Genomic DNA, 24,175 nt, shown 5'->3' with positions numbered 1-24,175 from the left:
AACGAATCAGTTTGGCGCGCATCTAAGGCAGTAACTCCTCATCAGGTACCGGATGCACTACTTTGGCGGGAATTCCCATCACGACTTGCCGCGGCGGAGTATTCCGCGTAACTACCGCCCCTGCAGCCACGAAGCTTTCTTCACCGATAGTGATTCCCGGCAATAAAACGGCATTGCCGCCGATCCGCGCTCCCCGTCGGATATGGGCGCCTTTTTTTAAAGCAAACCGCCGTTCAGTACGTCCCATGAAATTATCATTGGTCGTGGTAACCATCGGGGCGATAAAGACATGATCCTCTAGCTCCATACCCGCGGTAATGTAGGCATTGGTTTGAATCTTGGTGAAATCGCCAATCGAAGTGTTATTCTCAACCGCAACCCCCCGGCCGATCAATACCGAATTGCCAATCCGGCAATTCTCTCGGACTGACGCCAGATCCGCGATGAGGCACTCTTCTCCCACACTGGTGCCGGTATACAGGACCGCCGCCGTGCCGATCTGGCAATTTTGCCCGATAACGAGCGGCGGTAGTTCTCCCAACGTAGCGGTGCTGGTACGAGCTAATTGTGGTCTCTTCCCCAGAACGGCATGGTCTGCGATGACCGCATTCGCACCGATGATGGTTCCGGCATGAATAACGACATGGTGCCCGATGGTGACACCCTCGGCAATCTGGGCATCGGCCTCAATGACAGAGAAATAACCGATTTGGACTCCCGAGCCCACTTTGGCGCTGGGAGCAATGACCGGGTTCATCCTGCTACCTCCTCCGGATTGTTTTCGGAAGCCGGGACGTATGTTTTCATTAATTCCGTCAAGGGATGAGCCTTCTCAAGCAATGGAAAACTGACGGGACCTTTCGCTAAAGCTGAATGATAAATCGCTAAAATCATTTCCAAGGCCTTGCGGCCTTCTTCTCCCGGTATATCAAAAGCAGTACCGGAACTGATAGAATTCATATAACGTTGGTAAAGAGTGCGGTGACCGAATCCATAGATATTCGGAGGGGTCTCGCCGGTGCTCCGCAGCACTTCCGCCTCGTCATCCTGACCATCGGCAAACCGCCAGACCTCGATCTGATTAATGGAAGTACCGCCGAGTACCACTGTGCCTCGCTCACCGAAAATACTCAAGGTCTCTTCAAGGTTCTTCGGATAAATTGTGGAAGAAGCCTCGATCATCCCGTAGGCACCATTTTGGAACTGAATCAATCCCAAGCCCAGATCTTCCACTTCAATGGGCTGGATCTGGGTGGCGATTTTGCCATAAACGCTAGCAGGTTGGCCTAGCATCCATAAGAGCAAATCGATATTGTGAATCGACTGATTCATCAGGACTCCGCCGTCTTGCTCCCAAGTCCCGTGCCAGGAATCCTGCTTAAAATAGTCCGGCGAACGGAACCAGCGGATGGCCGCCGTGCCGTGCGCCAGTTTTCCAAAACGACCCGCTTCCAATGCATCCCGCAATTTCCGCACGACCTGATTGTAACGGTTCTGGTGGCAGACCCCGAGATAAACATGATTTTGCCGGCACGCCGCGATCAGCCGATCCGCGTCATGCAAAGAGAGCGCCATCGGTTTCTCGACGATTACGTGTTTGCCGGCTTCGGCGGCAGCTATGCCGATCGCGGCGTGCAAGCCGCTTGGCGTGGCAATTGAAACAATGTCGATATCCGGCCGCTCCAATACCTTCCGGTAATCAGTGTATGCCTCGCCGCCAAAATTCCGTTGGAACTGTTCCGCCTTGGATGGGATTACATCACAGACTGCTTTTAATTCGGCATTTTCAAGTTCGACGATACTGCGGGCGTGGTTTGGAGCGATCCTGCCGCAACCAATCAGCCCAAATCGAAATGTAGCCACTTTCCGTCCGTCTCCTTCGCATGGATTGCCTCTATTCGAGATGCTAGTGAAATCGAATAGCCGCGAAACTTCTTTATTAACCCAGCTCTCGAATTTTTATCAAATGAAACCCAGGTTCAGAATTAAACGGCGACACCGTTCATAAAAGTCTCAGATATGAATGATCTCCGCCCGGGGAGCCGCAACCTGACGGGTGGCATTCCGGGTATCAAAGACCAATTGGGCCTGTTCGCAAATCCATGAATAATCGTATAGCGAATGATCGGTGGTAATTAACACCAAATCGGCGGTTTGCAGACGTTCCGCGTTTAATTCCACCGTCGTAATATGAGTATTCCCGAATTTGTAGGAAGGAATAAAAGGATCGTTGACCGAGACTTCGGCCAACCGTTCCCGCAAGAGATGATAAATCTTGACAGCTGGTGATTCACGGGGATCATCGATGTCTTTCTTGTAAGCCAGGCCAAGCATGAGGATCTTGGCGCCTTTCAAAGGTTTGCCAAACCGGTTGAGAAACGATGCGGCCTTCTCGACCACATACTCCGGCATGCTATTATTGATCTCGCCGGCAATTTCGATCAGCCGGGTATGGTAATCGTACTCCCGCGCTTTCCAGGTTAAGTAGAAAGGATCGATGGGAATGCAATGTCCGCCGAGACCCGGTCCCGGATAAAATGGCATAAAACCGTAGGGCTTGGTCTTAGCAGCCTCAATGACCTCCCAGACGTCGATTTCCATCTTATTGCAGAGAATCGCCATCTCATTGGCCAAGGCGATATTAATATTACGAAAGGTATTTTCCAAAATCTTTTCCATCTCCGCCACCTTGGGGCTGGAGACTTGATGAATCTCGCCCTGAAGCACGTGGGCATAAAGGGTGGCCGCAATTTCAGTGCAGCGCTTCGTGACTCCGCCGACGACCTTCGGAGTGTTTTTGGTATGATAATATTTATTACCCGGGTCGACCCGTTCCGGTGAGAAGGCCAAGAAGAAATCACTGCCACAGCGCAAACCGGTGGCTTCCAAAATCGGCATAACTACCTCTTCCGTAGTACCCGGATACGTAGTACTCTCCAGCACCACGAGCATTTCGGAGTGTAAAAACTCAGCTATCTGTTTGCTGGAATTGACCACATAAGAGATATCCGGTTGTTGATACTTGTCCAAGGGAGTCGGAACGCAGATCGCCACCGCGTCGACCCTGGCAATCTGGGAATAGTCGGTGGTGGCGATTAATTGACCCGAGGCCACCAGGTCTTTGAGTTCCTGATCGACCACATCCCCGATATAATTCTGGCCCTGATTGACCATATCCACCCGCCGGGCCTGAACATCAAAACCGATCACCCGGTATCCGGCTTTAGCCTTCTCCACCGCCAACGGAAGACCGACATATCCGAGACCCACCACGCCAAGCACGGCGCTTTTATTGTTGATCCTGTCGGTTAGGGCGGCTCCGGGTTGCAGCGTTGCAACAGTTTCTTCGATCATTATGGACCCCCCATGATATAATGCGTGATGATTCATTTATATGCTCAAGAGCAACAAACCATAGCCTTCCAGCGTTCATTTCACCGGGGCCGTGGCTTTATTTCATCCGAATTGAGCCGTAAAAAATGGGGGTATTTGACCCCCACGCTTTCAATTATATCTCATCTCTTCAAATTTGCAATGCACTTGTACTATTTTTTGTCAAGCTTTACGCATTTTTGATAAAGAACCTACTCCCCATTGAATTCTTTAAAAAGTCCTTACAGCAATCCCAGATCCCGGAGTACTTCCCGCAGGATCTCCAGTTCTTTCGGAGAGGCCTCGACCAGAGGAAGCCGGAGCCCGCCGGTCCTAAAACCCAAAAGATTGCAGGCGGATTTGACCATAATCGGATTGGTATTGATAAACAAGGCGCGATTGAGCGGCCCGAGTTCAGCATTGATCCGGGCGGCGACGCTGACGTCACCGTGTAGATAAGCGCTGATCATGGCCTGAATCTTCCTGCCCACCAAATGAGCGGCGACGCTGATGACCCCAACCCCGCCCACGCTCAGGAGCGGCAGGGTGAGTGAATCATCGCCGCTATAGATTAAAAAGTCTGAAGGAGTTTTTTCAAAGAGTTCACTCGCCTGTGCCAGATTGCCAGTGGACTCTTTGATGCCGACAATGTTGGGAATCTCCGCTAGGCGAACCATCGTTTCCACGCTGACATTGACATTGGTCCGGCTGGGTATGTTATAAACGATTGCCGGGAGGGAAGTGGCTTGAGCGATCGCCTTGAAATGGCGATAAAGCCCTTCCTGGGGCGGTTTATTGTAGTACGGCGCAACCAGCAAAACGCCGTCAACGCCGGTCTTTTCCGCCTCCTTGGTCAGCTCAATGCTTTCGGCGGTATCATACGAGCCGGTCCCCGCGATAACCGTGCCCTTACTGCCGACTGCTTCGACCACTGCCCGGAAAAGTTGGAGTTTCTCCTGTTTGGTCAGGGTCGGTGATTCACCGGTGGTACCTGCGACCACCAGGCCATCCGAACCCGAATCGAGCAAACGGGTGGCCAGATCTTGCGCGGCCGCATAATTCACCTGCAAATCTTGGTCGAACGGCGTTACCATCGCCGTCAATAGTTTACCCAGTTTTACCATTGTCGGTCCCCCTCGATTCAAAAGACTTCAAAACTTGTCGGCCCCGCCTCGGCCTTGTACGTGCGGCGGTGATTGGTCTTTTTACTTACTCCCCTAATTGAAACTCTTCGTGCAAAGCCTGCAAGGCGTTGCACATATCATCCTGCCGTACCAAGCAGGCGATGTTGATATGGGAATCCGTCGAATGATAGATGGCAATCCTGGCTCTTTGAAGTCCCCGGACCATCTTGGCCATAACACCGGGTACGCCGCGCATTCCCGAACCGACGATCGCCACCTTGGCGAAACCTTTCTGGACCAAGACCTCCAGGTTTAATTTGCCCAAAACCTGCGTCGATCGCTCAGCCAAATCTTCCTTGATGATGAAGCCAATCGCGAATGGGGCAACTTGAATCATGTCCACGCTGATTCCGGCGTTGGCCATGGCCTGAAAAACCTCCATGACCTTTCCGTTCTGATTCATATCCTGTTCGGATTTGATGCGGACCAAGGCCATCTCCGCGATATGAGCCAGGCCGGTCACAACTTTATCGCCCCGGATCTCAATATTGCCGATGGCCGATCCGTCGGTGATGAGTGTCCCCAGACTATCGGAGAAAGTGGAACGGATCCGCAAGGGAACCCGTCCTTCCATCGCAATTTCGACGGCCCGGGGGTGGACCACTTTTGCGCCGAGATGAGCCATCTCGCAGACTTCATTATAGGTCATCACCGCGAGCGATTTGGCTTGCGGAACCAAGCGCGGGTCGGCGGTCATTACCCCGTCGACGTCGGTATAAATCTCGACCACTTCGGCGTTTAACGCCACTCCCAAAGCGGCGCCGGTCGTATCGCTTCCCCCCCGGCCAAGCGTGGTTACCTCGCCGTCCGGGGTAATTCCCTGGAAGCCGGCGACCACCGCTACCCTGCCGCCTTCCAGACAGCGCCGGAGATTATCAGGTTTGATCTCCATAATCCGGGCATTCCCGAAGTGATGGTCGGTATAAATCCCGGCTTGGCCGCCAGTGAAGGCTGAAGCCTCAATTCCGTGATGCTTCAGGGTTTGCACCATGACTACCGTAGAAATATTTTCGCCGCAAGTCATTAAGAGATCGAGTTCCCGCGGTTTAACACTCTTCATGATTCCTTTGGCCAAGCCGATTAAAGTATCCGTTGCGTACGGCTCGCCGGCCCGGCCCATCGCCGAGACGACCACGACCACTCCGTAGCCTTGATTCAAAGCCTCTTGCACTTTCTTGACAACGTTCTCCCGGCCTTCCGGGGTAGCTACCGACGTTCCACCGAACTTTTGTACAATTACCCGCATTCCGTTCCCTCGCTTTGATAAAAATTAGGCGGTTTCCATCCCGCTGTCTCGCCTGGTGTTTGTATGAAATGAACTGATTTCGAGCGTTTGGTTCTGGATTGGCAATGGCTTTTATGCGTAAGGATCAATTCAAAAATATCGCAAATGAAACTGCGAGATTGAAACTCGCTCTAAATTTTCGAAAGGATATCAGCCGATCGCCGCAAACGGGACCGGCTTCACCATCAAAGCTCCAAATATTTACAGTTTCTACTCTACCACAGTATCATAAAACAGCCTTTGATGAAAGAACCAATTGCTTCCGCTACGCTAGTCTTGCAACGGTATCAAAACCGGTTGAATCTGCCGCTGCCGAAGAGCTTCCAGGATCGTCTCCGGGATCAGGCTCATCTTGGCATTGAGCGACGTCTGCTTGGTATGGGGCGCATCTTGGCCGAACGGTACAAAATAAACATTGCGCCGGTTGAGCAAGATGCCCAGATTGCGCGCATTGCCACTCAGTCCGTCATTGGTGGCGACCGCCAGGACCACGGGTTTATTATTGCGCAACTGCGCTTTGCAAGCCATGGTCACGCTGGAATCGGTGATCCCCTGGGCTAGTTTGGCTAAAGTATTGCCGGTACAAGGCGCCACCACCACCAGGTCCAGTTTATTCTGCGGACCAATCGGTTCCGCCTCGACGATGGTAGTCAATGGCTCTTTGCCGGTGATCGCGACCACCTTCTGGTATAATTCCTTCGCTTTGCCAAAACGCGTATCCGTGGTTAAAACCGCCGCCGAAAAGATGGGCGTAAGTTCCGCCCCTTCTTCCTGCAATTGTTGCAGATACGGCAGAACATCCGGAATGGTACAATGCGATCCGGTTAACGCGAAGCCGATATGGATTCCTGCAAACCGCATCATCGAACACCCCCATTCGTGAGCAAAAATTGATCGATCAGTTTGGGGATGGAGGATGCGAGAATCGCCCCGGCCGTCTCCGGGGCCACGATTCCCGGTAGACCCGGATACAGTTTCGCTTTGATATTCAAACGGGCCGCCGCCTCAAAATCGACTCCACCGGGCGACGAGGCCAAATCGATAATCAAGACATCCGGCGCGGCTTGGGCCAGTAAATCCGCAGTGAGTACCATGGCGGGAACCGAATTGATGATAATATCGGCGCCGCTGACTGCTTCCGCAAGTCCGGCGCCGGAGACGGTCGCGCACCCCATTTCAATCGCCCGCGCCAGCAGCGCCGGACGCCGGGCCGCGACGATCACCCGCGCTCCCAGAGCCCGGAATGTCCGGGCCACGGTTACGCCGACCCGCCCAAAGCCGAGAACCAACACCGTACTACCGTGAATCGTGATCGGAAGTTCCTCCATCGCAATCTGAACTGCACCTTCGGCGGTCGGGATGGAATTGAGGATAGCGATCTCGTCGTCTTCGGCATATTCGATGACCGGTATCTCACGGCTTTTTAAATCCTCGCGCCGCGCCGCGGGCAGCGATCCGGTGACCAGCAAGGTGCCGGGGGCCAAACGCTCCCATTCCGGACTGAGATCGAGCGGCGGTTGGTCGCGATAACCGCGGACCATTCCGGCGGAATTGACTCCAGTGATTGGTAGTACGACCACCCGGGCGTCGACCAATGCTGTCCGGATGGCGTCGCACCATTCCAGCGGATCCGCAACTGCCGTCTCCGGATGTCCAAACACCTTCACCCGGGTGAATTTCTCGGCCAAACTGCGGGCCACCGCGAGCTGACGTCCGTCACCGCCAATGATAGCTGCATTCAGCTGCCAACGTTCTTTCAAAAAGATTCCCTCCCTTTTAACCGCCAAAACGGTTATTGTAGTATATTCCTCTTGGCGGTAGGAGGTGAAGATGGATACGTACCCTAAAAGAGCAGCTCTTCCAGCCCATATGTCAATCCCGGCCGGCTGCCGATCTTTTTGATCGCCAGAACCACCCCGGGCATGAATGATTCGCGGCTGAGCGAGTCATGGCGGATCGTCAAAGTCTGGCCCTCGCCGCCGAAGATGACTTCCTGATGCGCGATGAGTCCCGGCAGCCGCACGCTATGAAGCCGAATTCCGCCCATCTCTCCGCCGCGCGCCCCGGGCAGTTTTTCCTCGCCCACGCACGCGTTGGCCGGCTCGTTCTGGCCGGCCAGAATCAGCTCGGCGGTCTTAATGGAAGTCCCCGAAGGGGCATCCAATTTTTGATCGTGATGCAACTCGATGATCTCGACATGCGGGAAGAACTTGGCCGCCTGCGCGGCGAAACGCATCATCAACAGGGCGCCGATGGCAAAATTGGGAGCCACCAAGACGTTGACTCCGGAGTCATGGCAAAGCTCCTCGATCTCACGGAGGTTTTCTCTGGAGAGCCCGGTGGTGCCGACGACCGCGTGCAGCCGCGCGGCGATGACGAGGTGCAGGTTATTCATGATCGAGGCCGGCGCGGTAAAATCGACCACCACCTGAGGTTTGTCCGCCTGCAAAGCGGCGGCCAGATCTTCCCGGATGAACACGTTCAGCGGTTCGATGCCGGCAATGAGTCCGGCGTCCTTTCCGACGTGCATCCGGTCGACCGCGCCGACCAACTCTAGCTCGGCATCGTTAACAATTGCTCTGACGACTTCCCGCCCCATTTTGCCGGAAGCGCCAATCACCAATACGCGAATCGCGCCCAAAACAACCACTCCTCTAATCGCATCCAATGCCGCGCCGGCTTTTGTGGAAAACCAGTTCAGAAAATTGCATAATTACCTTAACAAGCCCTGTGACCGCAATATATAGTACAAAACCCGGATATGCCTTTCGATATATTGTGGTCAAAAGATTATTTTATAAATCATGCAATTCTCTCAGTTGCATAACGGCATGTTTTTTCAAAAATTTGTAAATAACAAAAAAGGTTGGCAGCTACCAACCTTTGATCGCGTACAAATCAGCGGCAAGATAGCTCTTCACCCGACGGGTGACAGTACCGAAGTTTTCACCTGCGATACCAGCCGGAGAAACGGCGTCTTCTCCAACTTCGGCGAAACACCCTTTCACTCCGTCTCCTCGACCTGCCGGTCTCCATGAAGCTACTCTTGCGGTTCGCGCCTCTACTCTACCAAAAATGAATCCTATTGGAATGGATTGTGTTTATTTTCCTATAAATAGGCGCGAATGTCAAGTTAAATCTAGATATTGCGCGGGTCCGTCTCACCGGAAGCCGTTGTTTCGCGATCTTCGAAGAGGATCAGTTCATCGCTGATCTTTTGGATACTCCGCCAGGGAATGGTCTTGACCTCCACATCGCGGCCGGTCCAACCCCGTTTCACGATCACCAGGCTTTCCACCGTGCCGGTGCTCAGATCCAGCAATAACTCGCTCTTTTTGAGCACCCCGTAGCGTTCCCCGGATTGGATATCGATGACTTCCTTTCCGTCCAATTCACTCGCCCGCAAGGTTTCCCCTCCTTTACTCCTATAAGGATATGTGGGAGGCCGGCGATTTATATGAGTTGAATCAAATTCCGCTTCACTTCTTTTGCATTCGGTTTTACCATGCAAACGATTTTTTAAAAGTCGTTTGCATTGGGAAAGCCAAATCGTAATAAAGAAATTCGTTTCATCCTCATGGAAAAGCGGGTTGCGCGGGACAAACGGCTGAACGGTTCAAGTTTGTCAAATGAAACCGGACGCCACCCCGTTTTCGTTCCAGCCGGTGCGGCCCAAAAACCAAACCTGCCGCGCGGGATGCGAATGCCGATATTTGAAAGTTTACGTCATCCAGCTGATAATATACTCGGTGTGAGCGGGAATCTCACCGATACCGGGAGCTTGGGAAACCCATCGTCCCGCCAGGCCCCGTTCGGCTGCGGCGAGCTGCAGGTGGCACATGGCGATCCCCAGATCGATTCTTTGCATGTCAAAACCCATCGAAGCGTATCCCGCCGCGTGCTTCTCATAAAAATGCAAGCCGGCCCGGTCCTTCACAATTCGCCAGGGCTGTTTATTCGACGCGGAGGGCGCCAGCCTGACCATCTCCAGGGCCTCGGCATATTCGCCCGCCTCCGCCTCCGTCAGACTCCGGTCAAAATCTTGGTGAAAGAAAAGCTCGCTCCAGGGCTTGCGCCGGCTCGACCCGGCAGTGGCCCGTATCAACGAATCCACCAACCGGCGGCGCTCTTTCTTGTATCCCACCGGCGAAACGATGGGGATGAACTCGTTCTCCGCCAACGCCATGGCGCGGGCAAAATCTCCCCGGCTGAATGAGCCCCCCAGCCAGCAGGTTCCAAGCCCCAAGGCGGTCGCCTCCAGAATGACTTTTTCAAAGACGAAACCCAGCTGTTCCAAAGGACGGTCCCCTTTTTGAACGGCCGCCGCCAAAAACGAAGGCGCTCCCTGTATCACTCCGTAAGTGCCCAATTTCACCGCCGGACCGAGCGTGATCTTTTCAATGAACTCGATCCGTACCCGCTCCGCGAAAGGGCCGTCCGCCGCGGTGCAAATGCGGCGAAGCTCAGCTTTGATCTCCTCCGGGAGCTGCCGCCCGTCATAAGTCCGGACGGAACCGCGCCGCTTGATGATAGCGGTGATGGGCTCCTCCGGAGGGAATTTCTCGGTCCGATCCATGCCGGCACTTCCTTTCATTTCGGAATGGTGATAATAAAGTATTCCACATATCACCAACAATTCCTACCGATAGAAAATCGAATCACCGAACGAATCGCATACTTTTTTGAATCCTCTTTGGTCGACAACATATTGATAGATATATCCGGGTTGTGCGCCGTATATTGTGGCCGAAGAATTCACCAAGGTACATCGGGGTAATTTGAGTCTTCGGTCTAACTATTACTCCGGTGGTTAAATAAATCGGTTGTTCCATCAAACAATAATGCTTAATGATTCTCAATGAATGGACAGCTATGTTTAGTCACCGGAGGAATCGTATATCACGTTCCCCCCTCCACCAGGGATGGTCTCGGCCCCTCTAATATATCAGTTGATTCCCCCTCGTGTAAGGTATGGCCTTTGGTCCAACTAGGATATTCTTCATCCTTGTTAGGATGAAAGCCATCCTTGTAAGGGATGCTTCGATCCTTTCAAAGGATCTTGCGATCCGTGTAAGGGATGCCAGGATCCGTGTAAGGGATGGTCTTCATCCTTGTAAGGGATGCCCTGATCCTTTCAGAGGATCCTGCGATCCTTTCTTCCCCGAGGATCATCCTACCTTCCCGGAGCCTTCGGGAACCATCCCGAGGAGTCCGGGATAAAGGACCAAAGCTTCGGGATGCTTCCCCAAACCTCCGGGAAAGAGGACCAATCCTTGGGGAAGCATCCCCGAAGCTTCGGGAAGTTTCCCCGTGGTTCCGGGAAGCTGCTCCGGGTTCCATCCCCGCCGGGGGAAGCCGGATCCGTTCCCGGAAAAGTATCTTCTGTGGCGGATGGAGACTGTGAAATCCCAAAACAAAAACGCTATCCTTGCAGCGACGGATAGCGTTAGATATGTTTTTGCACGAGAGCGAATGAATGAACCGGCTCAAGTCGTTGTAACCGGCGAAACGGCACCGCTTTCGGGGCCGGTCAGCCTTTTGCAAGAGCCCTTTTCGACCAATTTCACAGCGAAAATCTCGTGGATCACTTCATCATGATTGCCGTTGATTTTATCAACGATGATTTTCGCCGCCCGCTCTCCCATGCTAGCCATCGGCTGATGCATCGTGGTCAACGGCGGAGCCAGTTTGGCAAATGGATCTTCGCCGGATAATCCGTCAAACCCGATTACCGAAATATCCTCCGGTATTCTGACCCCGTCTTCCTGAGCGGCATTGATCCCGCCATAGGCCATGATATCATTATAAAAAGAGACCGCGGTCGGTTTCCTGTCCCACGACAGGATTTGCTTCATCCGCCAATAACCTTCTTCAAAAGAGTTGTTTCCCTGAAGAATCCTCGCCCTGACAATGGGTAGACCATGATCTTCAAGCGCCTTTTCAAAGCCTTTTAACCGGTTGATGGCAATTTTGCTCTGCAGATCGCCCGCCACATAGGCAATATCGCGATGGCCCAAGTCGAGCAGATACTCCGTGGAAGTATAGGTCTCCTTGAAATTATCAATATTTATGGAATTCACCCTGGCATCCTCGAAGCTGTTTTGAATGACCACAAAGGGCAAGTTTCTGCTCACCAGGAAATCGACGTCCTCCCGGTCCAGTTCATTGGTGATCGCAATGATGATTCCGTCGACTCTTCCTTCGGCCAACAGCCTGATCATCTTCTTGTACTTATCACGATTGATCGGTTCATTTTGAAAGCGCTTGACATTGACATAGATTGCTTCGTATTCAAGATTGTGGAGACTCTTCTCAATGCCGCTGATGATCCGGTCCCAAAAGATATCGGTCACATTATTGACCAAGACTCCGATGATATCCGTTTTTTTACGGACTAAAGTCCGAGCCGCCGCGTTGGGAACATAGTTCATTTCCCGGATGACTTTCAATACTTTTTCCTGCGTTTTTTGACTCACTCCCGGGTCATGGTTCAAAACCCGGGAAACGGTCGTGCGGGAAACATTGGCAAACCGCGCGATATCATCTATGTTATACATTCATGACCCCCGGTATCATCCTTGGTGTTTTCAACAAAAGTTCAAAAAATTGCATCATTCCCCGATGAATGCATTACGGATTGCACCTATACAGAAAGCGAAGCGCAGTCTCTGTGGATCGCCGAGCCCGGACTCCACCTCGCCAGAATTGCCTCGCCGCCGAACAAGATGATCTTAGCTTTTTTCGGAAAAGGTGTCAAGGAATATCAAACTAGTACTCACCGGCCGCTCCGGCGGTCTTTTGAACCGCCGGAGCGGGGAACCGGTTATGGCTTGGTATACTTTTGAATCACTTTCATCAATCCCTGATTCACTTGACAATTCTTCAGCTCAAATGAACTCAATAAGCTATCCAGCCGTTCCTCGCTCATGCCTTTAAACAGGTTGGCATAGACCGGCTGAAGCAAGGATGCGGCATATCCCTGCAATACTATCTCACTGAGCGCATTGACATTGTCAACCGGATGAATCGGATAGCAGTCGATCTCTTTCGCAAGCAAACCCGCAAAATCGGACAGTCTGGTTTTGGCCTCCGTGACCAGCGTCCGGTCTGTAAAATTCTCGGCCCCGAACAACTTCTTCTTTTCCTGAACTTTTTGGATGATTTGCAGATACTCCGATTCGGGATCAAGCGTCACCCAGCCCATGACGCCGACATCCTTATAGGTCCACGTGGTCCAGTGCGCTCCGAATTCTTCAAAAACCCCGATCTGGTCATCCATCGCCGCCAGGCGGTCGGGAAGCTCCGCTTGGGGCCCGTTGTATTGGGAGCCGAATTCGCCCACCCAGAGCGGCACGTTGTACTTTTCGGCAAATTGGGCGCCTTCGCAGTTTTTAAATACGGCAGCCTGCCGGTCTCTGTCCCAATAGCCGTTTTGATAATCCAGATCAATCGAATGGGTATGGAATTCTCCCGGATAACGGCCCGGCCCGAAACCGGCCGTATTATAATTATGACTGCTGTAGACCAGATTATCGGCAAAGGGCGCCTCAAGCCCTTGAAATAGGACCGAATACTTATCCCCTTCCAGGAAGATCAGGTGTTTGCTGTCAATCTCCCGAATCGCCGTAACGGCTTTACGGTAGATACGGTTCATCCGCTCGAAGTCCGGAACATAGTTTTTGAAGAAATTGTATGGATAATCGCCATCCGGCGTATTGACACACGGTTCATTCATCAGATTGTAGCCGGCGACGACCGCCCGATCTTTATACCGTTCCGCCAATACCGCCCATAGTGCGATGAATCGTTCCTGATACTGGGAGTGATGCCAGAAAAGGCTCACTCCTTTGCTGTTATCGCTGTGCCAGTGGGGATTCTGCCATCCTTGAACCGCGTGCATATCCAGGATCACATAGATTTCCTGTTCCTGGCACCAGTTGATCACCCGGTCCAATCTTTGAAAGCCGGCTTCCTGGTAGACAAAAGGGTGGTCATCAGCCTCGAAATGCCGGTAATTCAAGGGTATCCGGACGACATTGGCCCCGGATTCTTTGATGAATTTGATGTCGTTCTCATTGAAGAAATGGTCTAATAAACGTTCGAAGAAGAACTCGCCCTTCCCTTTCCCCAGCGCCTTTGAAACCGCTTCGCGGAGTCCCCGTTCCGAACCAGGGTAGCCGTTGATAAAGTTCTCCATGTTCATCCAGCCGCCAATGCAAGTACCGCGCAATTGAACCGGCTTCCCTTGCGAATCGACTATCTGTCTTCCTTGAGCCTGCAGCATTTCCATGTTACAAAATCTCCTTCTCCAGTTTTAGATTTATCGTCAACGCCTGCCGCTTATCCTTTGATGGCGCCCGAAGTCAAACTGCTGATGACTTTTTCTTGAGCAAGGAAATAGAATACCATCAAAGGTATTGTTGCAGCGGCGATCGCCGTCAATACTCCCGGGATATTGATTGTTTCCATGCCGTAAAACTCTCTGATTCCAAGCGGGATCGTCTTGCTCTGAGCGCTGTCCACCAGAACCAGCGCATAAATGAACTCATTCCAGACATAAATGAAATTATAAATCGCCACCGTTGACAGGACCGGCAATGATAACGGAAGCATGATCTTGCGATAGATCACAAAATGGGAACAACCGTCGATTCTGGCGGCCTCTTCAAGTTCCTTGGGCACTGCCTGAAAAAACCCGGTGATGATGAAGATCGAAATCGGAAGACAAAAACTGATATACGGTCCAATCAGCCCCACCAGTTTATTGTAGAGTCCAAGCTTATTGATGATCACATACACCGGGATTAAGGTCGTATGGACGGGAACCATCATCCCGATCACGAACATGAAAAACAAATATTTACTGAGTTTAAACTCCATTTTCGCGAAGACATAACTGGCAAGCGAGGCGATGAAAATAACCAAGGTAATGGTAATCACCGTAACCAGCAAACTGTTGCCAAAATATCTTAAAAAATCCGGTTGGATGATGCGCTCGTAATTTCCCAAAAATAAACTTTTCGGGAACGACCAGATATTGCTCAGATATTCCATCTGGGACTTGAAGGAGCTTTGAAAGATAAATACAAACGGATAGCCGGCTATCAATAAAAAAACTGTGGCTATCAGATAAGTGCCAATGGGCTTCGCAATATTTCTCACTGGTTATTCCCCCACTCTCGTTTTTCTGGTAAAGCATAACATTGTCGCGGTGATGAATATTGCTACCATGAAAATGAAGGCGGCTATCGAACTACCGTAACCCATGTTGAACTCGACGAAACTGTTTTTATACATGTACGTCGACATTAATTCGGTCGCATGATTGGGACCGCCGTCGGTCATTACATAAATCAAGTCAAAATATTTTAACGAACCCACCAGCGATAAAACGGCGGAAGTCTTTATGACCGGGGCCATTAACGGCAGGGTGATATTCCAAAAAGCTTTCCAGCCGTTCGCTCCGTCGATGCTGGCGGATTCATAGATTTCATTGGGGATGCCGACCAAGCCGGCCCGCATTAAAATCATATAAAACGGGGTGAACTGCCAGCAGATCGTGATCAGGACCGCTGCAAACGCGGTTGTCTCATTCCCTAGCCAGCCGGTTTTGAATTGCCCCATTTTCATCAGGTCCAAAATTGCGTTTAGCATTCCGAAACTGGGATTGTAAATCAATGACCAAAGAATACCAATGGCCACGGTGGATACCAGCATCGGAATAAAGTAAACGGTTCGAAAAAACTTCATTCCTTTGAGGCCCGAGTTGATGATCAAAGCCAAAATCAGTCCCATCGGCAGCTGTATGGCAATGGAAACCACAACCAAAATCAGATTGTTGCTCAGGGAGTGCCATAAAACCGGATCCTGCAAAAGTTTCACGTAGTTTTCCAGCCCGATAAAACTCATTTTCGCACTGATACCCGACCACTTTTGCAAACTATAGAAAAAAGTCATCAGAATGCCGTAAATATTAAAAATGCCGTACACTATCAGCGCGGGAAGCAAAAAGAGCACAACCATCAAACGGTATTGCAGTTTGGATTGGTTTCGTATTTTTTTATTCTCCTCAACGGCCCGGTCGATAAATTGAGGGTTTACCATATTACAACCTCTTCTCTGCACCAGATTTAAAAGCGTTGTGATAACCAGACAACATTGGAATAGGATTCCAATGTTGTCTGGCTTCATCGTCCCTTATTTCTTGACTAATTCTTCCTTCGCCTTGGCTTCCATTTTCTGGGCCGCCTCCTGAGGAGTCATCGTCTTGCCGAAAAGGGCCTGGGTCGTATCTTTATGAAGTTCGCCCATGGTCGGCGGCAGGAACTGGTCATAAAACGCCTGGATGTACTTGGCTTGGGCCATATAATCAGCCACTTTTTTCAGCAACGGATCTTTGACCTCGACTCCCTTGACCGGCGCGAGATTTCCCGCCTTGTCGATCCATTCTTGGCCGTAAACCTTGTCGGAGATATACCGCAAAAGCTCAATGCTTTCTTTCTTATTCTTGGACTTGCTGGCGACCGAATAAATATAGGTTCCGCCGACCAGATCGCTCGGATCGCCTTTGCCGCCTTCAATGGCTGGAAACGGGAAACAATCAAAATTGTTCTTGAAAAAGTCCGGCGCCTCGTTTTTCGTAAAGGAAAGGTAGGCCGAGGTCCCGATTTCCATGGCTGCCTTGCCGCTGTATAACAGGATTCTCGATTCCCCGTTGTCATAATTGATGCCGTTGAAGCCTTCCGGAAACGCTCCCATGCTTACTAGCTCTTGAACCCGTTTTCCCGCTTCAATAAAGGTCGGGGCCTCGAACGAAAAACCGCGTTTTCGTAAATACGCGTTTTGGAAAGCGCTCGGTCCGCCAATGCGATCGGCTAAGTAGACGAAGATCAGGGCGCCAGGCCATTTGCTCTTGTTCCCCAACGAAATCGGGATAATGTTGTTGCTCTTGAATACCGTGATCGCCTTCAGCAGTTCCTTATAGGTCTTCGGAACTTCCACATTATACTTTTTAAATAGTTCTTTATTGTACCATACCAAAGCGCAGCTCATGTTCGCCGGCACACCGTAGTACTTGCCGTTGAATTTCGCCATATCGAGGTATGACGGGACATAAATGTCTTTCCAGCCATTTTGGTTCAATTGCTTACTGATGTTTAATACCTGGCCTTCCTCGATAAAGGTCTCCAGCCAGCCGCCACCCCAGGAATGGAATACATCAGGGGGATTACCACTGCCCATGGCAATCTTCAGTTTCGTTTTATAGGGGTCATTTTCACTGGCTACCACTTCGACATCAACATCCGGGTGATCTTTCTCAAACCTTTTAACCGCAGCATCGAGGATTGATCCGGTGACTTTGTTCACTTGAATGTGCCAAAAACTGATCTTCTTCTTGGCCAGCGTGATACTGCTGAGACTACAGGTGACCGCAATCATAACCGCCAGTAAAACAGGAAAAAATCTTTTCATGATAATCCTCCCTTTTTTTCTATAGATTTATTGTAATAAATTCAGTAGCGTACTGAATCAATTACCGGATGAAACGGACCGGCAAATAGGAAGCGCTTCCTAAAACAAGTACGACCGATTATCAAATTTTATATTTTTTCAGTATATATAAAAACGTTTCGAAGAAATAATAGATTTTTAAGTTTATTTTCACTTATATTTTTTTAAAAAAATATCCAAATAATTCATTAGTATTTAAAAATTATTTGAATATGACTGGTTACCAAAAAACAATATTCTCTTGTAAATATGATTTTTTAAAGTGATAGATATATAATGAAAGTGCAGTTAAATATCATTTGGAACCGCTCCCATTTATACTATATTACTTCTGCTTAAAAAGATCAATATTATTTTAATTTTTGGCTAACAATATTTTTCGACAAATTTAACATCCGCTCACCTCAACTCCGGACAGCTTTTCGAAATATTGGACAATCGCTCCATGATCCAACCGGCCTTTACCGGTTTCATTCAGGGCTTGTAATACTTCCGTGGCCAAACTGGTGAATTTCAGGGGAACGTCAAACTGATTCCCGGTTTCCATGGCATTGCGCAAATCCTTCAGATGGAGTTCGATCCGGAAGCCCGGCGCAAACTGGCGTTTTAAAATCAAGGGTGCTTTGGCGTCCAACACCGTGCTGCCCGCCAAACCGCCACGGATCGCTTGATAGACCCGTTCCGGAGCGACGCCGACCTTTTGAGCCAGTACCAAGGCCTCCGACATCGCAATGATATTGAGCGCCACGATGATCTGGTTGGCCAGTTTGGTAACATTGCCGCTGCCCACTGGACCGATCCAGACTACCGATTTCCCCATACAACCCAAGAGGTCTTTGACCTGATTGAAAAGTTCCTCTTCACCGCCGACCATAATCGAAAGCGTTCCGTCGATCGCTTTGGGTTCCCCGCCGCTGACCGGGGCATCGAGCATTTTTACGCCTTTTTCCGCAACTTTCGCGGCGATCTCTTGTGAAGCGCCGGGAGCAATCGAGCTCATATCGATGAGGATCTTCCCGGGCTCGGCCCCTTCCAATATGCCGTTTTGACCCAGAACGGCTGCCTTAACATCCGGCGAATTGGGCAACATCGTAATGATAATCTCAGACTCCCGGGCCACTTCAGCCGCGTTTTTTGCTACCTCTGCCCCTAATTGCGTAAGTTCCCGGACCGGTTCCGGATTCATATCAAACACAACCAACCGGTATCCGGCCTTCAACAGATTTTTGGCCATCGGTTTTCCCATGATTCCCAAACCTATAAAGCCGATCTTTTGCATCGCGAATCCTCCTGAAAGCAAATTTCTTCAAACTTAAGGCTTTAAAATGATCTTCAGTGATTTTCTGGCTTCCATCAATTCAAATCCTTTGTGCCAATCCTTTAAGGGGAGAATATCGGTGATGATCCGCTCCGGCTGAATCTGGCCGGATTCCATCAGTTTCAAACAACGTTCCCAAATCGGCCAATTGTGACTGAAACTGCCTTGCAACGTAATCGTTTTTTGAATGATGGGGTCAATGGTATAACCTAACGGCTTGGGGCCCCAACCCACTTTGGTAATCCTGCCGCTGGGGCAAACCGCTTCCATCGCATACTTTAGCGTGGGACCCACACCCGCCGTATCGATGACCGCCTCAACCCCTTGGCCGTTGGTTATCTCCTTGATTCGTTCCACCGTATCCTCGGCGTCACTGTTCACGCAATGGGTCGCGCCCATCTTTTTCGCCAGATCCATCCGGTGTTGGTCGGCTCCGATACCGATGATGATCAACGGATTGGCCCCGCACAAACGGGCCATCTCCAGGCATAACAAGCCGATCGGTCCGGGGCCGAAGACCGCCACCGCATCGCCCGGCTCAATTCCGGTCTTCTTGACCACCGCGTTATAAGCCACACAGACCGGTTCCGTTAATGATCCCGTCTCAAAGGAAGTGGCTTCCGGAAGCCGGTGTAAACTGATCTCCGGCACTTTGACATATGCCGCGAAAGCGCCGTCCACATGGAATCCGAACCCTTTACGCTCCCGGCATACCTGATAATTGCCGGTCCTGCACTCACGGCACTTGCCGCAATAGGAAGCATGGGTCTCCGACGTGACACGGTCGCCGACTTGAAAACCGCTGACTTCACTTCCGGCTTTGACGATCACTCCCGTGAACTCATGTCCCAGAATGAGCGGCGTCGGAATCGGGAAGGCAAACATTTCATGATGGATATGGGGATCGCTCCCGCAGATTCCGACCGCCTCGACCTTGACCAGCACATCCTGGGGGCCGATCTCTGGCACCGGGACCTGACGCAATTCGGTTTTGCCATCGCCGTTTGCGTATTTCACCACGGCTTGCATCGTTTGAGGTATCATCATTAAACCCCTTTCTTAGGATTTGGGAAAGTTATTCAAATTTTTTCAGCCTATCCAGCGCGATGCGGCTGGAGCGAATGAATCAACAATCGACTAGCCTTGGACCAATTCGGAAGCAGCTTTCACCAGATCCGAAACCGTAAGGTGATAATATTCCAGGAGCTCCTGATAATTGAGAGCGGATTGTCCGAATACGTCTTTCACTCCCAGCGTATGCAACCGGTAGCCGCCTTCGGCCGCCAAAACTTCGGCCACGGTACTCCCCAAGCCGCCGATAATGTTATGTTCTTCATAAGTAATCACGCGTTTGCAATCTCCCAGCGCTTCCAGAAAGTCCTGGCGATTGAAGGGTTTTATCGTGGTGACATTCAGAACTCCGGTCACAATTCCATGGTTCGACAATTCCTGAGCGGCCTGCAATGCGTTACCGAGGAGATTACCGCAGCTCACGATGGTTACATCTCCGCCGCTGAGCAAACGGTCGACCCGGCCCGGCCGGAATTGATAATCGTCCGCAAAAAACGCCTCCGTTTCGGCCCGGGATATTCGAAGATAGGCCGGACCCTCATGCTCAGCCAGAAAACGGGTAATGGCCCGGGTTTGAATGTGATCCGCCGGAACGAAAACACTCATGTTGGGCAAGGTCCGCATCAATGAGACATCCTCGATGGTTTGGTGCGTAGCGCCGTCGCCATAGTCGGAAAGTCCGGCGCTGGAGCCGACGATTTTCACATTTAAACGCGGGTAAGCGATCACTTGGCGGATTTGATCGTAGGCCCTACCCGTCAGAAAAACCGCAAATGTATTGGCGAAAGGCTTCATTCCGCTTAATGCCAAACCGGCGGAGATTCCCAACAAATTCTGCTCGGCGATGCCGACTTCGAAATAACGGTCCGGTAATTCTTCCTCAACGTACATACTCATGGTCGACTTGCTTAAATCGGCATCCAACGCCACAATCCGGTCATCCTTTTTGGCTTGAGCCAATAGTTCCCTGCCATACCAGACACGACTCGATTCCATCTTGTCACTCTCCTCATCCAAATTACGCTTGCAATTCCCGTAAAGCCTGTTCATATTGGTCCTGGCTCATCATTCCGTTGTGATACTTCGGAACGTTCTCCATGAATGAGATGCCCTTCCCTTTGGTGGTGTGGGCAATCATGACGCTGGGGCACCCGGAATTGCTTTCCGCCTTGTCCAACGCTGCGCACAATTCATGAACATCATGCCCGTCTGCTTCGATTACTTCCCATCCGAAGGAACTCCATTTGCTGCGGAGATCGCCGAGTTGCATTCTTTTGGCAATGGCGTCCGTCGCTTGCAGTTTATTATGATCGACAATCGCGGTAAGGCGATCCAACTTATAGTTGGCCGCAGCCATCGCCGCCTCCCAGACTTGCCCTTCCTGGAGTTCCCCGTCGCCTAAAATGACATAGACCCGGCCGGCCTCTTTTTTCAGCCGTTTCGCCAAAGCCATTCCGACGCCCATCGATAAGCCCTGACCCAGTGAGCCGGTATTAGCCTCTATCCCCGGCAGCCGCCGGAAATCGGGATGGCCTTGCAGCCGGCTGCCCAGTTTTTTTAAGCTTTGCAGTTCTTGAAGGGGGAAGAAACCAGCCAACGCCAGAGTGGCATATTGGGCCGGAGCCGCATGGGCCTTGCTCAGAATCAAGCGATCCCGGCCGGGCAGCGACGGATCTGTGGCGTCGTAAGTCATCTTATGAAAATATAGGACCGCCAGGATGTCAGTGACCGATAACGAACCTCCAAAATGTCCCACCTGGTTTGGGCCGATCATTTTTACGATCGCCATTCGAATCGCCGCCGCTTTTTCTTGCAACATTTTTTCCTGTTCCATTCTCACCATCTCCTCGGGTTTGTTCTACGAAATCATATTCAAGGATAGACGTCTGACCTATTAAATGATAAAAAATGAAGGATCGATTTAATTAGTAATATTCTCCAAGATTCTCTTCAGGGTTTTTTCCATATGATGGTTCATGGCTTCCCCTGCCAGTTTCGAATCACGCCTAGCGATAGCCTTTACAATCTCTTGGTGTTCGGAAAATCCATCCGGCATGGCGCCAGGAAAAACAATGGTCCGGAGTTGCAGACCCAACAGCAAGTCCTCCACTGCTTCATACATTTTGAAAATGATCGGGTTTTTAGTTGAGATAGCAATAGTTTTATGAAAAAGATGGTCAATTTTGGCGAATTGTTCTTCGTCGCTGACTTCAGCCATTTCCTGGAGCGACGACTCCAAGATTTGCAATTGCCCCTCGCCCAACCGCAGCGCCGCACAAGCGGCGTTTTGAACTTCGATCATTCTTCTAGCTTCCATAACGGCCAGGATATTCTCCCGGTCCTGCAATAACATGGGCAAAAGCGGCCTCATGAAAGATTCCGCTTGGGGAAGCGATACAAAATTGCCCTCACCGTGACGGACGTCAATCAACCCCATCAGACTCAAATGGCGGATCGCTTCCCTCAATGTAGGCCTGCTGATCCCGAACTGGTGCGCCAATTCCACTTCCGCAGGCAGTTTATCCCCTGGTTTCCAGTAGCCTTTAATGATCATGCTCTTGATCCTGTCGGACACTTCTTCCCAGACTTTTTTCCGCGCGATGCTTTTAATGATATCCAATACTTTACCTCTATTGTTGATAGTCTTGGTTCGAGTCTCGTATTGCCGTATCCGTTCAAGGAGACCAGACGTCTGACCTGTTTAATCCATATTGTTCTACGTCCATTCAGTATCTCCTGCTTCTACGATAAAAATTTCTCGGCGATTACATCTCGCTCTAACTTTTCCCGAAGATCCGACCCATTCATTCGCAGTAGGAATACCCATCCAAAACAAAAATGCTATTCACCTAAAAAAGCAAATAGCATCATTGAGTTTGTTCAAGAAGCTGTCCCGATGTGGCCAAGTTTTGTTATCCGCGAATTGAGCGCGACCCTCAACAGGTCCGTCGCAAATGAAGCTCCCGCTCCACCAGCGCGTCGAGAATCTCGGCCGCCTTTTCGATCACCCGGTCACATTTGATCTCTTCGTTGCGGTGGGCCGCCTTTAACGGCGCGCAGTCGATCGCTCCCATTGCGGCGCGATAACGGTCGAAGAGTTCCTGGGTCAATTCCTTGATATTGCTCTGGTGGGCGTTCCGTTCCACAAACATTCTGCCCAGCACCATGATGGAGCCGGCGAGCGCGCCGCAGACATCCTCAATGGCCATGCCGCCGCCGAATCCGGCCGCCAGTTTCAACGCCTCGGGACTCAGGTTCAGATTATAGGCCTCATTGGCGCCGTACAGAATCTTCTCGGCGCAATTGAGATCCTCCGCCTTGCCGAAGCCCTCCCGAATCAAATCGCTCAACATCCCACCCGACCTCCTCCGCGAATCGCAACTCCAGATTCAATAGCTCTCTTTTCGCGGTCCGGATCATAAAATCCTTTTTCCCCAAGAAATTTCATCACAGTGTCTCCGCTTCCCGAAAAAGACCGCCCGGAAACCGAGGGCCGGTCAAATTGCCGGCCGGCTCCGACGCGGGCTATGCGGTTGGTGAAGCCATTATTTCACGCCGGTCAGCGCCATCGAGTCGATGAACTGTTTCTGCGCGAACAGGAAAGCGATGAGCAACGGCAGGATGCTGACGGTGGAAGCCGCCATCCAGACCGTCCATTCGGTCATTCCGTAGGCCTGCTGAAACATGGCGATCGCCAGGGGCAGGGTATACTTGTCACTGCTATTGAGGTAGACCAAGGGATAGATGAAATCATTCCAGGAGTTCATCAGGGTAAAGATGCTCACCGTGGCCACCGCCGATTTGGTCAAGGGAAAGATGATCCGGGTATAGATCTGCCAATGAGTGGCCCCGTCGATCTTGCCGGCCTCGATCAGCGAATCCGGGAGCGACAGCATGTTCTGGCGCATCACGAAGAGGGCGAAGACCGCGCCGCTGCCGAAGATGTTGGGCACGATCAGCGCGCTGTGCGTGTCCAGCCAGCCCAAGCCCTTCATCAGCAGCAGATTGGGGATGAGCGTCACCTCCTGCGGGACCATGATCAGCATCACGATCAGGAAGAAAATATGGTTTCTGCCCTTGAAGCGCAGCTTGACCAAGGCATAGGCCGCCAGCGAGGTCAGGAGGATCGTCGGCAGCAGCGTCAGGACCGCCACCTTGATGCTGTTGTAGTAACTCCGCAGGAAGTCGGCGCGGGAGACGGCGGTGAGATAATTTTGCAGCGTCGGCGGCTGCGGGATCCATTGCGGCGGATAATAAAACTCCGTCCCCGGATGCTTCAGCGAAGTGGAGAGCATCCAGACGAAAGGCAGGATCAGGACCAGGCCGAGCCCGGTGAGAAAAAAGTAGGCGATCACCCGGCTGGAGCCGGCGGAGCGGTGCGCCGGCCGGAGAGCCGCTCCGGAGCCGCCGCTGATTTGTGGATTGGCACGCATC

General features: G+C 51.4%; 22 protein-coding genes and 1 riboswitch. All 22 genes read right to left on the bottom strand.

Features of this window, described 5'->3' with window-relative positions:
• Positions 1–22: 22 nt before the first annotated feature.
• Complete coding sequence (locus EDC14_RS20390; RefSeq protein ID WP_132016166.1) at positions 23–757, bottom strand: acyltransferase; 735 nt, start codon at positions 755–757, stop codon at positions 23–25.
• On the bottom strand, positions 754–1,863 hold the full coding sequence (locus EDC14_RS20385; RefSeq protein ID WP_132016165.1) for a Gfo/Idh/MocA family protein: 1,110 nt from the start codon (positions 1,861–1,863) through the stop codon (positions 754–756). Before EDC14_RS20385 ends, EDC14_RS20390 begins: the two co-directional genes overlap by 4 nt.
• A gap of 150 nt (positions 1,864–2,013) precedes the next feature.
• Complete coding sequence (locus EDC14_RS20380) at positions 2,014–3,354, bottom strand: nucleotide sugar dehydrogenase (RefSeq protein ID WP_132016164.1); 1,341 nt, start codon at positions 3,352–3,354, stop codon at positions 2,014–2,016.
• Positions 3,355–3,614: 260 nt separating this feature from the next.
• A complete protein-coding gene (dapA, locus tag EDC14_RS20375; protein WP_132016163.1) occupies positions 3,615–4,496 on the bottom strand; it encodes a 4-hydroxy-tetrahydrodipicolinate synthase in 882 nt (293 codons plus the stop codon).
• Between the two features lie 85 nt (positions 4,497–4,581).
• Positions 4,582–5,802, bottom strand: coding sequence for an aspartate kinase (gene dapG / locus EDC14_RS20370; RefSeq protein WP_132016162.1), 1,221 nt, complete (start codon positions 5,800–5,802; stop codon positions 4,582–4,584).
• Positions 5,803–6,111: 309 nt separating this feature from the next.
• The gene (locus EDC14_RS20365) at positions 6,112–6,702 is read right to left on the bottom strand and encodes a dipicolinate synthase subunit B (protein ID WP_132016194.1); all 591 of its coding nucleotides are present in this window, start codon (positions 6,700–6,702) and stop codon (positions 6,112–6,114) included.
• On the bottom strand, positions 6,702–7,601 hold the full coding sequence (gene dpsA / locus EDC14_RS20360; RefSeq protein WP_165908178.1) for a dipicolinate synthase subunit DpsA: 900 nt from the start codon (positions 7,599–7,601) through the stop codon (positions 6,702–6,704). The genes EDC14_RS20365 and dpsA overlap by 1 nt, the downstream gene beginning before the upstream one ends.
• A gap of 83 nt (positions 7,602–7,684) precedes the next feature.
• Entirely contained in the window at positions 7,685–8,482 is a 798-nt protein-coding gene (gene dapB, locus EDC14_RS20355; RefSeq protein WP_279388785.1) for a 4-hydroxy-tetrahydrodipicolinate reductase, read from the bottom strand.
• Positions 8,483–8,743: 261 nt separating this feature from the next.
• A riboswitch (Lysine riboswitch) is annotated at positions 8,744–8,913 on the bottom strand.
• A gap of 67 nt (positions 8,914–8,980) precedes the next feature.
• On the bottom strand, positions 8,981–9,247 hold the full coding sequence (locus tag EDC14_RS26885; protein ID WP_165908177.1) for a YlmC/YmxH family sporulation protein: 267 nt from the start codon (positions 9,245–9,247) through the stop codon (positions 8,981–8,983).
• A 315-nt stretch (positions 9,248–9,562) separates the two neighbouring features.
• Entirely contained in the window at positions 9,563–10,417 is an 855-nt protein-coding gene (locus EDC14_RS20345; RefSeq protein ID WP_132016159.1) for a nitroreductase family protein, read from the bottom strand.
• Positions 10,418–11,327: 910 nt separating this feature from the next.
• Positions 11,328–12,398 carry a LacI family DNA-binding transcriptional regulator gene (locus EDC14_RS20340; protein ID WP_132016158.1) on the bottom strand — a complete coding sequence of 357 codons (1,071 nt, stop codon included), beginning with the start codon at positions 12,396–12,398 and terminating at the stop codon, positions 11,328–11,330.
• A gap of 266 nt (positions 12,399–12,664) precedes the next feature.
• The gene (locus EDC14_RS20335) at positions 12,665–14,131 is read right to left on the bottom strand and encodes a glycoside hydrolase family 5 protein (protein ID WP_132016157.1); all 1,467 of its coding nucleotides are present in this window, start codon (positions 14,129–14,131) and stop codon (positions 12,665–12,667) included.
• A gap of 50 nt (positions 14,132–14,181) precedes the next feature.
• Positions 14,182–15,003: a carbohydrate ABC transporter permease gene (locus EDC14_RS20330; protein WP_243663050.1), complete on the bottom strand. Its 822-nt coding sequence runs from the start codon at positions 15,001–15,003 to the stop codon at positions 14,182–14,184.
• Between the two features lie 3 nt (positions 15,004–15,006).
• Positions 15,007–15,945: a carbohydrate ABC transporter permease gene (locus tag EDC14_RS20325; protein ID WP_132016156.1), complete on the bottom strand. Its 939-nt coding sequence runs from the start codon at positions 15,943–15,945 to the stop codon at positions 15,007–15,009.
• A 93-nt stretch (positions 15,946–16,038) separates the two neighbouring features.
• Positions 16,039–17,313, bottom strand: coding sequence for an extracellular solute-binding protein (locus tag EDC14_RS20320; protein ID WP_132016155.1), 1,275 nt, complete (start codon positions 17,311–17,313; stop codon positions 16,039–16,041).
• 427 nt (positions 17,314–17,740) lie between these two features.
• A complete protein-coding gene (gene garR, locus EDC14_RS20315; protein ID WP_132016154.1) occupies positions 17,741–18,631 on the bottom strand; it encodes a 2-hydroxy-3-oxopropionate reductase in 891 nt (296 codons plus the stop codon).
• Positions 18,632–18,664: 33 nt separating this feature from the next.
• Positions 18,665–19,714: a zinc-binding dehydrogenase gene (locus EDC14_RS20310; RefSeq protein ID WP_207930762.1), complete on the bottom strand. Its 1,050-nt coding sequence runs from the start codon at positions 19,712–19,714 to the stop codon at positions 18,665–18,667.
• Between the two features lie 93 nt (positions 19,715–19,807).
• Entirely contained in the window at positions 19,808–20,737 is a 930-nt protein-coding gene (locus tag EDC14_RS20305; RefSeq protein ID WP_165908176.1) for a transketolase family protein, read from the bottom strand.
• 22 nt (positions 20,738–20,759) lie between these two features.
• Positions 20,760–21,584, bottom strand: a complete 825-nt coding sequence (locus EDC14_RS20300) for a transketolase (protein ID WP_279388784.1) — start codon at positions 21,582–21,584, stop codon at positions 20,760–20,762.
• A 78-nt stretch (positions 21,585–21,662) separates the two neighbouring features.
• Complete coding sequence (locus EDC14_RS20295; RefSeq protein WP_132016150.1) at positions 21,663–22,361, bottom strand: FadR/GntR family transcriptional regulator; 699 nt, start codon at positions 22,359–22,361, stop codon at positions 21,663–21,665.
• A 316-nt stretch (positions 22,362–22,677) separates the two neighbouring features.
• A complete protein-coding gene (locus EDC14_RS20290) occupies positions 22,678–23,094 on the bottom strand; it encodes a C-GCAxxG-C-C family (seleno)protein (protein WP_132016149.1) in 417 nt (138 codons plus the stop codon).
• Positions 23,095–23,286: 192 nt separating this feature from the next.
• Positions 23,287–24,174, bottom strand: coding sequence for a carbohydrate ABC transporter permease (locus EDC14_RS20285; RefSeq protein WP_132016148.1), 888 nt, complete (start codon positions 24,172–24,174; stop codon positions 23,287–23,289).
• Position 24,175: the final 1 nt, after the last annotated feature.

Origin of the sequence: Hydrogenispora ethanolica, assembly GCF_004340685.1 — a bacterium.
In the GTDB taxonomy this organism is placed as follows: Bacteria; Bacillota; UBA4882; order UBA8346; family UBA8346; genus Hydrogenispora; species Hydrogenispora ethanolica.
The sequence above is the reverse complement of the archived record's forward strand: the minus strand, read 5'-3'. Positions and strand labels throughout refer to the sequence as shown.

Coding starts and splice junctions, on each gene's coding strand:
- EDC14_RS20390 (WP_132016166.1), bottom strand. CDS start 757: ATGAACCCGGTCATTGCTCCCAGCGCCAAAGTGGGCTCGGGAGTCCAA.
- EDC14_RS20380 (WP_132016164.1), bottom strand. CDS start 3,354: ATGATCGAAGAAACTGTTGCAACGCTGCAACCCGGAGCCGCCCTAACC.
- dapA (WP_132016163.1), bottom strand. CDS start 4,496: ATGGTAAAACTGGGTAAACTATTGACGGCGATGGTAACGCCGTTCGAC.
- dapG (WP_132016162.1), bottom strand. CDS start 5,802: ATGCGGGTAATTGTACAAAAGTTCGGTGGAACGTCGGTAGCTACCCCG.
- EDC14_RS20365 (WP_132016194.1), bottom strand. CDS start 6,702: ATGCGGTTTGCAGGAATCCATATCGGCTTCGCGTTAACCGGATCGCAT.
- EDC14_RS20345 (WP_132016159.1), bottom strand. CDS start 10,417: ATGGATCGGACCGAGAAATTCCCTCCGGAGGAGCCCATCACCGCTATC.
- EDC14_RS20340 (WP_132016158.1), bottom strand. CDS start 12,398: ATGTATAACATAGATGATATCGCGCGGTTTGCCAATGTTTCCCGCACG.
- EDC14_RS20335 (WP_132016157.1), bottom strand. CDS start 14,131: ATGGAAATGCTGCAGGCTCAAGGAAGACAGATAGTCGATTCGCAAGGG.
- EDC14_RS20325 (WP_132016156.1), bottom strand. CDS start 15,945: ATGGTAAACCCTCAATTTATCGACCGGGCCGTTGAGGAGAATAAAAAA.
- EDC14_RS20320 (WP_132016155.1), bottom strand. CDS start 17,313: ATGAAAAGATTTTTTCCTGTTTTACTGGCGGTTATGATTGCGGTCACC.
- garR (WP_132016154.1), bottom strand. CDS start 18,631: ATGCAAAAGATCGGCTTTATAGGTTTGGGAATCATGGGAAAACCGATG.
- EDC14_RS20310 (WP_207930762.1), bottom strand. CDS start 19,714: ATGATACCTCAAACGATGCAAGCCGTGGTGAAATACGCAAACGGCGAT.
- EDC14_RS20305 (WP_165908176.1), bottom strand. CDS start 20,737: ATGGAATCGAGTCGTGTCTGGTATGGCAGGGAACTATTGGCTCAAGCC.
- EDC14_RS20300 (WP_279388784.1), bottom strand. CDS start 21,584: ATGGTGAGAATGGAACAGGAAAAAATGTTGCAAGAAAAAGCGGCGGCG.
- EDC14_RS20290 (WP_132016149.1), bottom strand. CDS start 23,094: ATGTTGAGCGATTTGATTCGGGAGGGCTTCGGCAAGGCGGAGGATCTC.
- EDC14_RS20285 (WP_132016148.1), bottom strand. CDS start 24,174: ATGCGTGCCAATCCACAAATCAGCGGCGGCTCCGGAGCGGCTCTCCGG.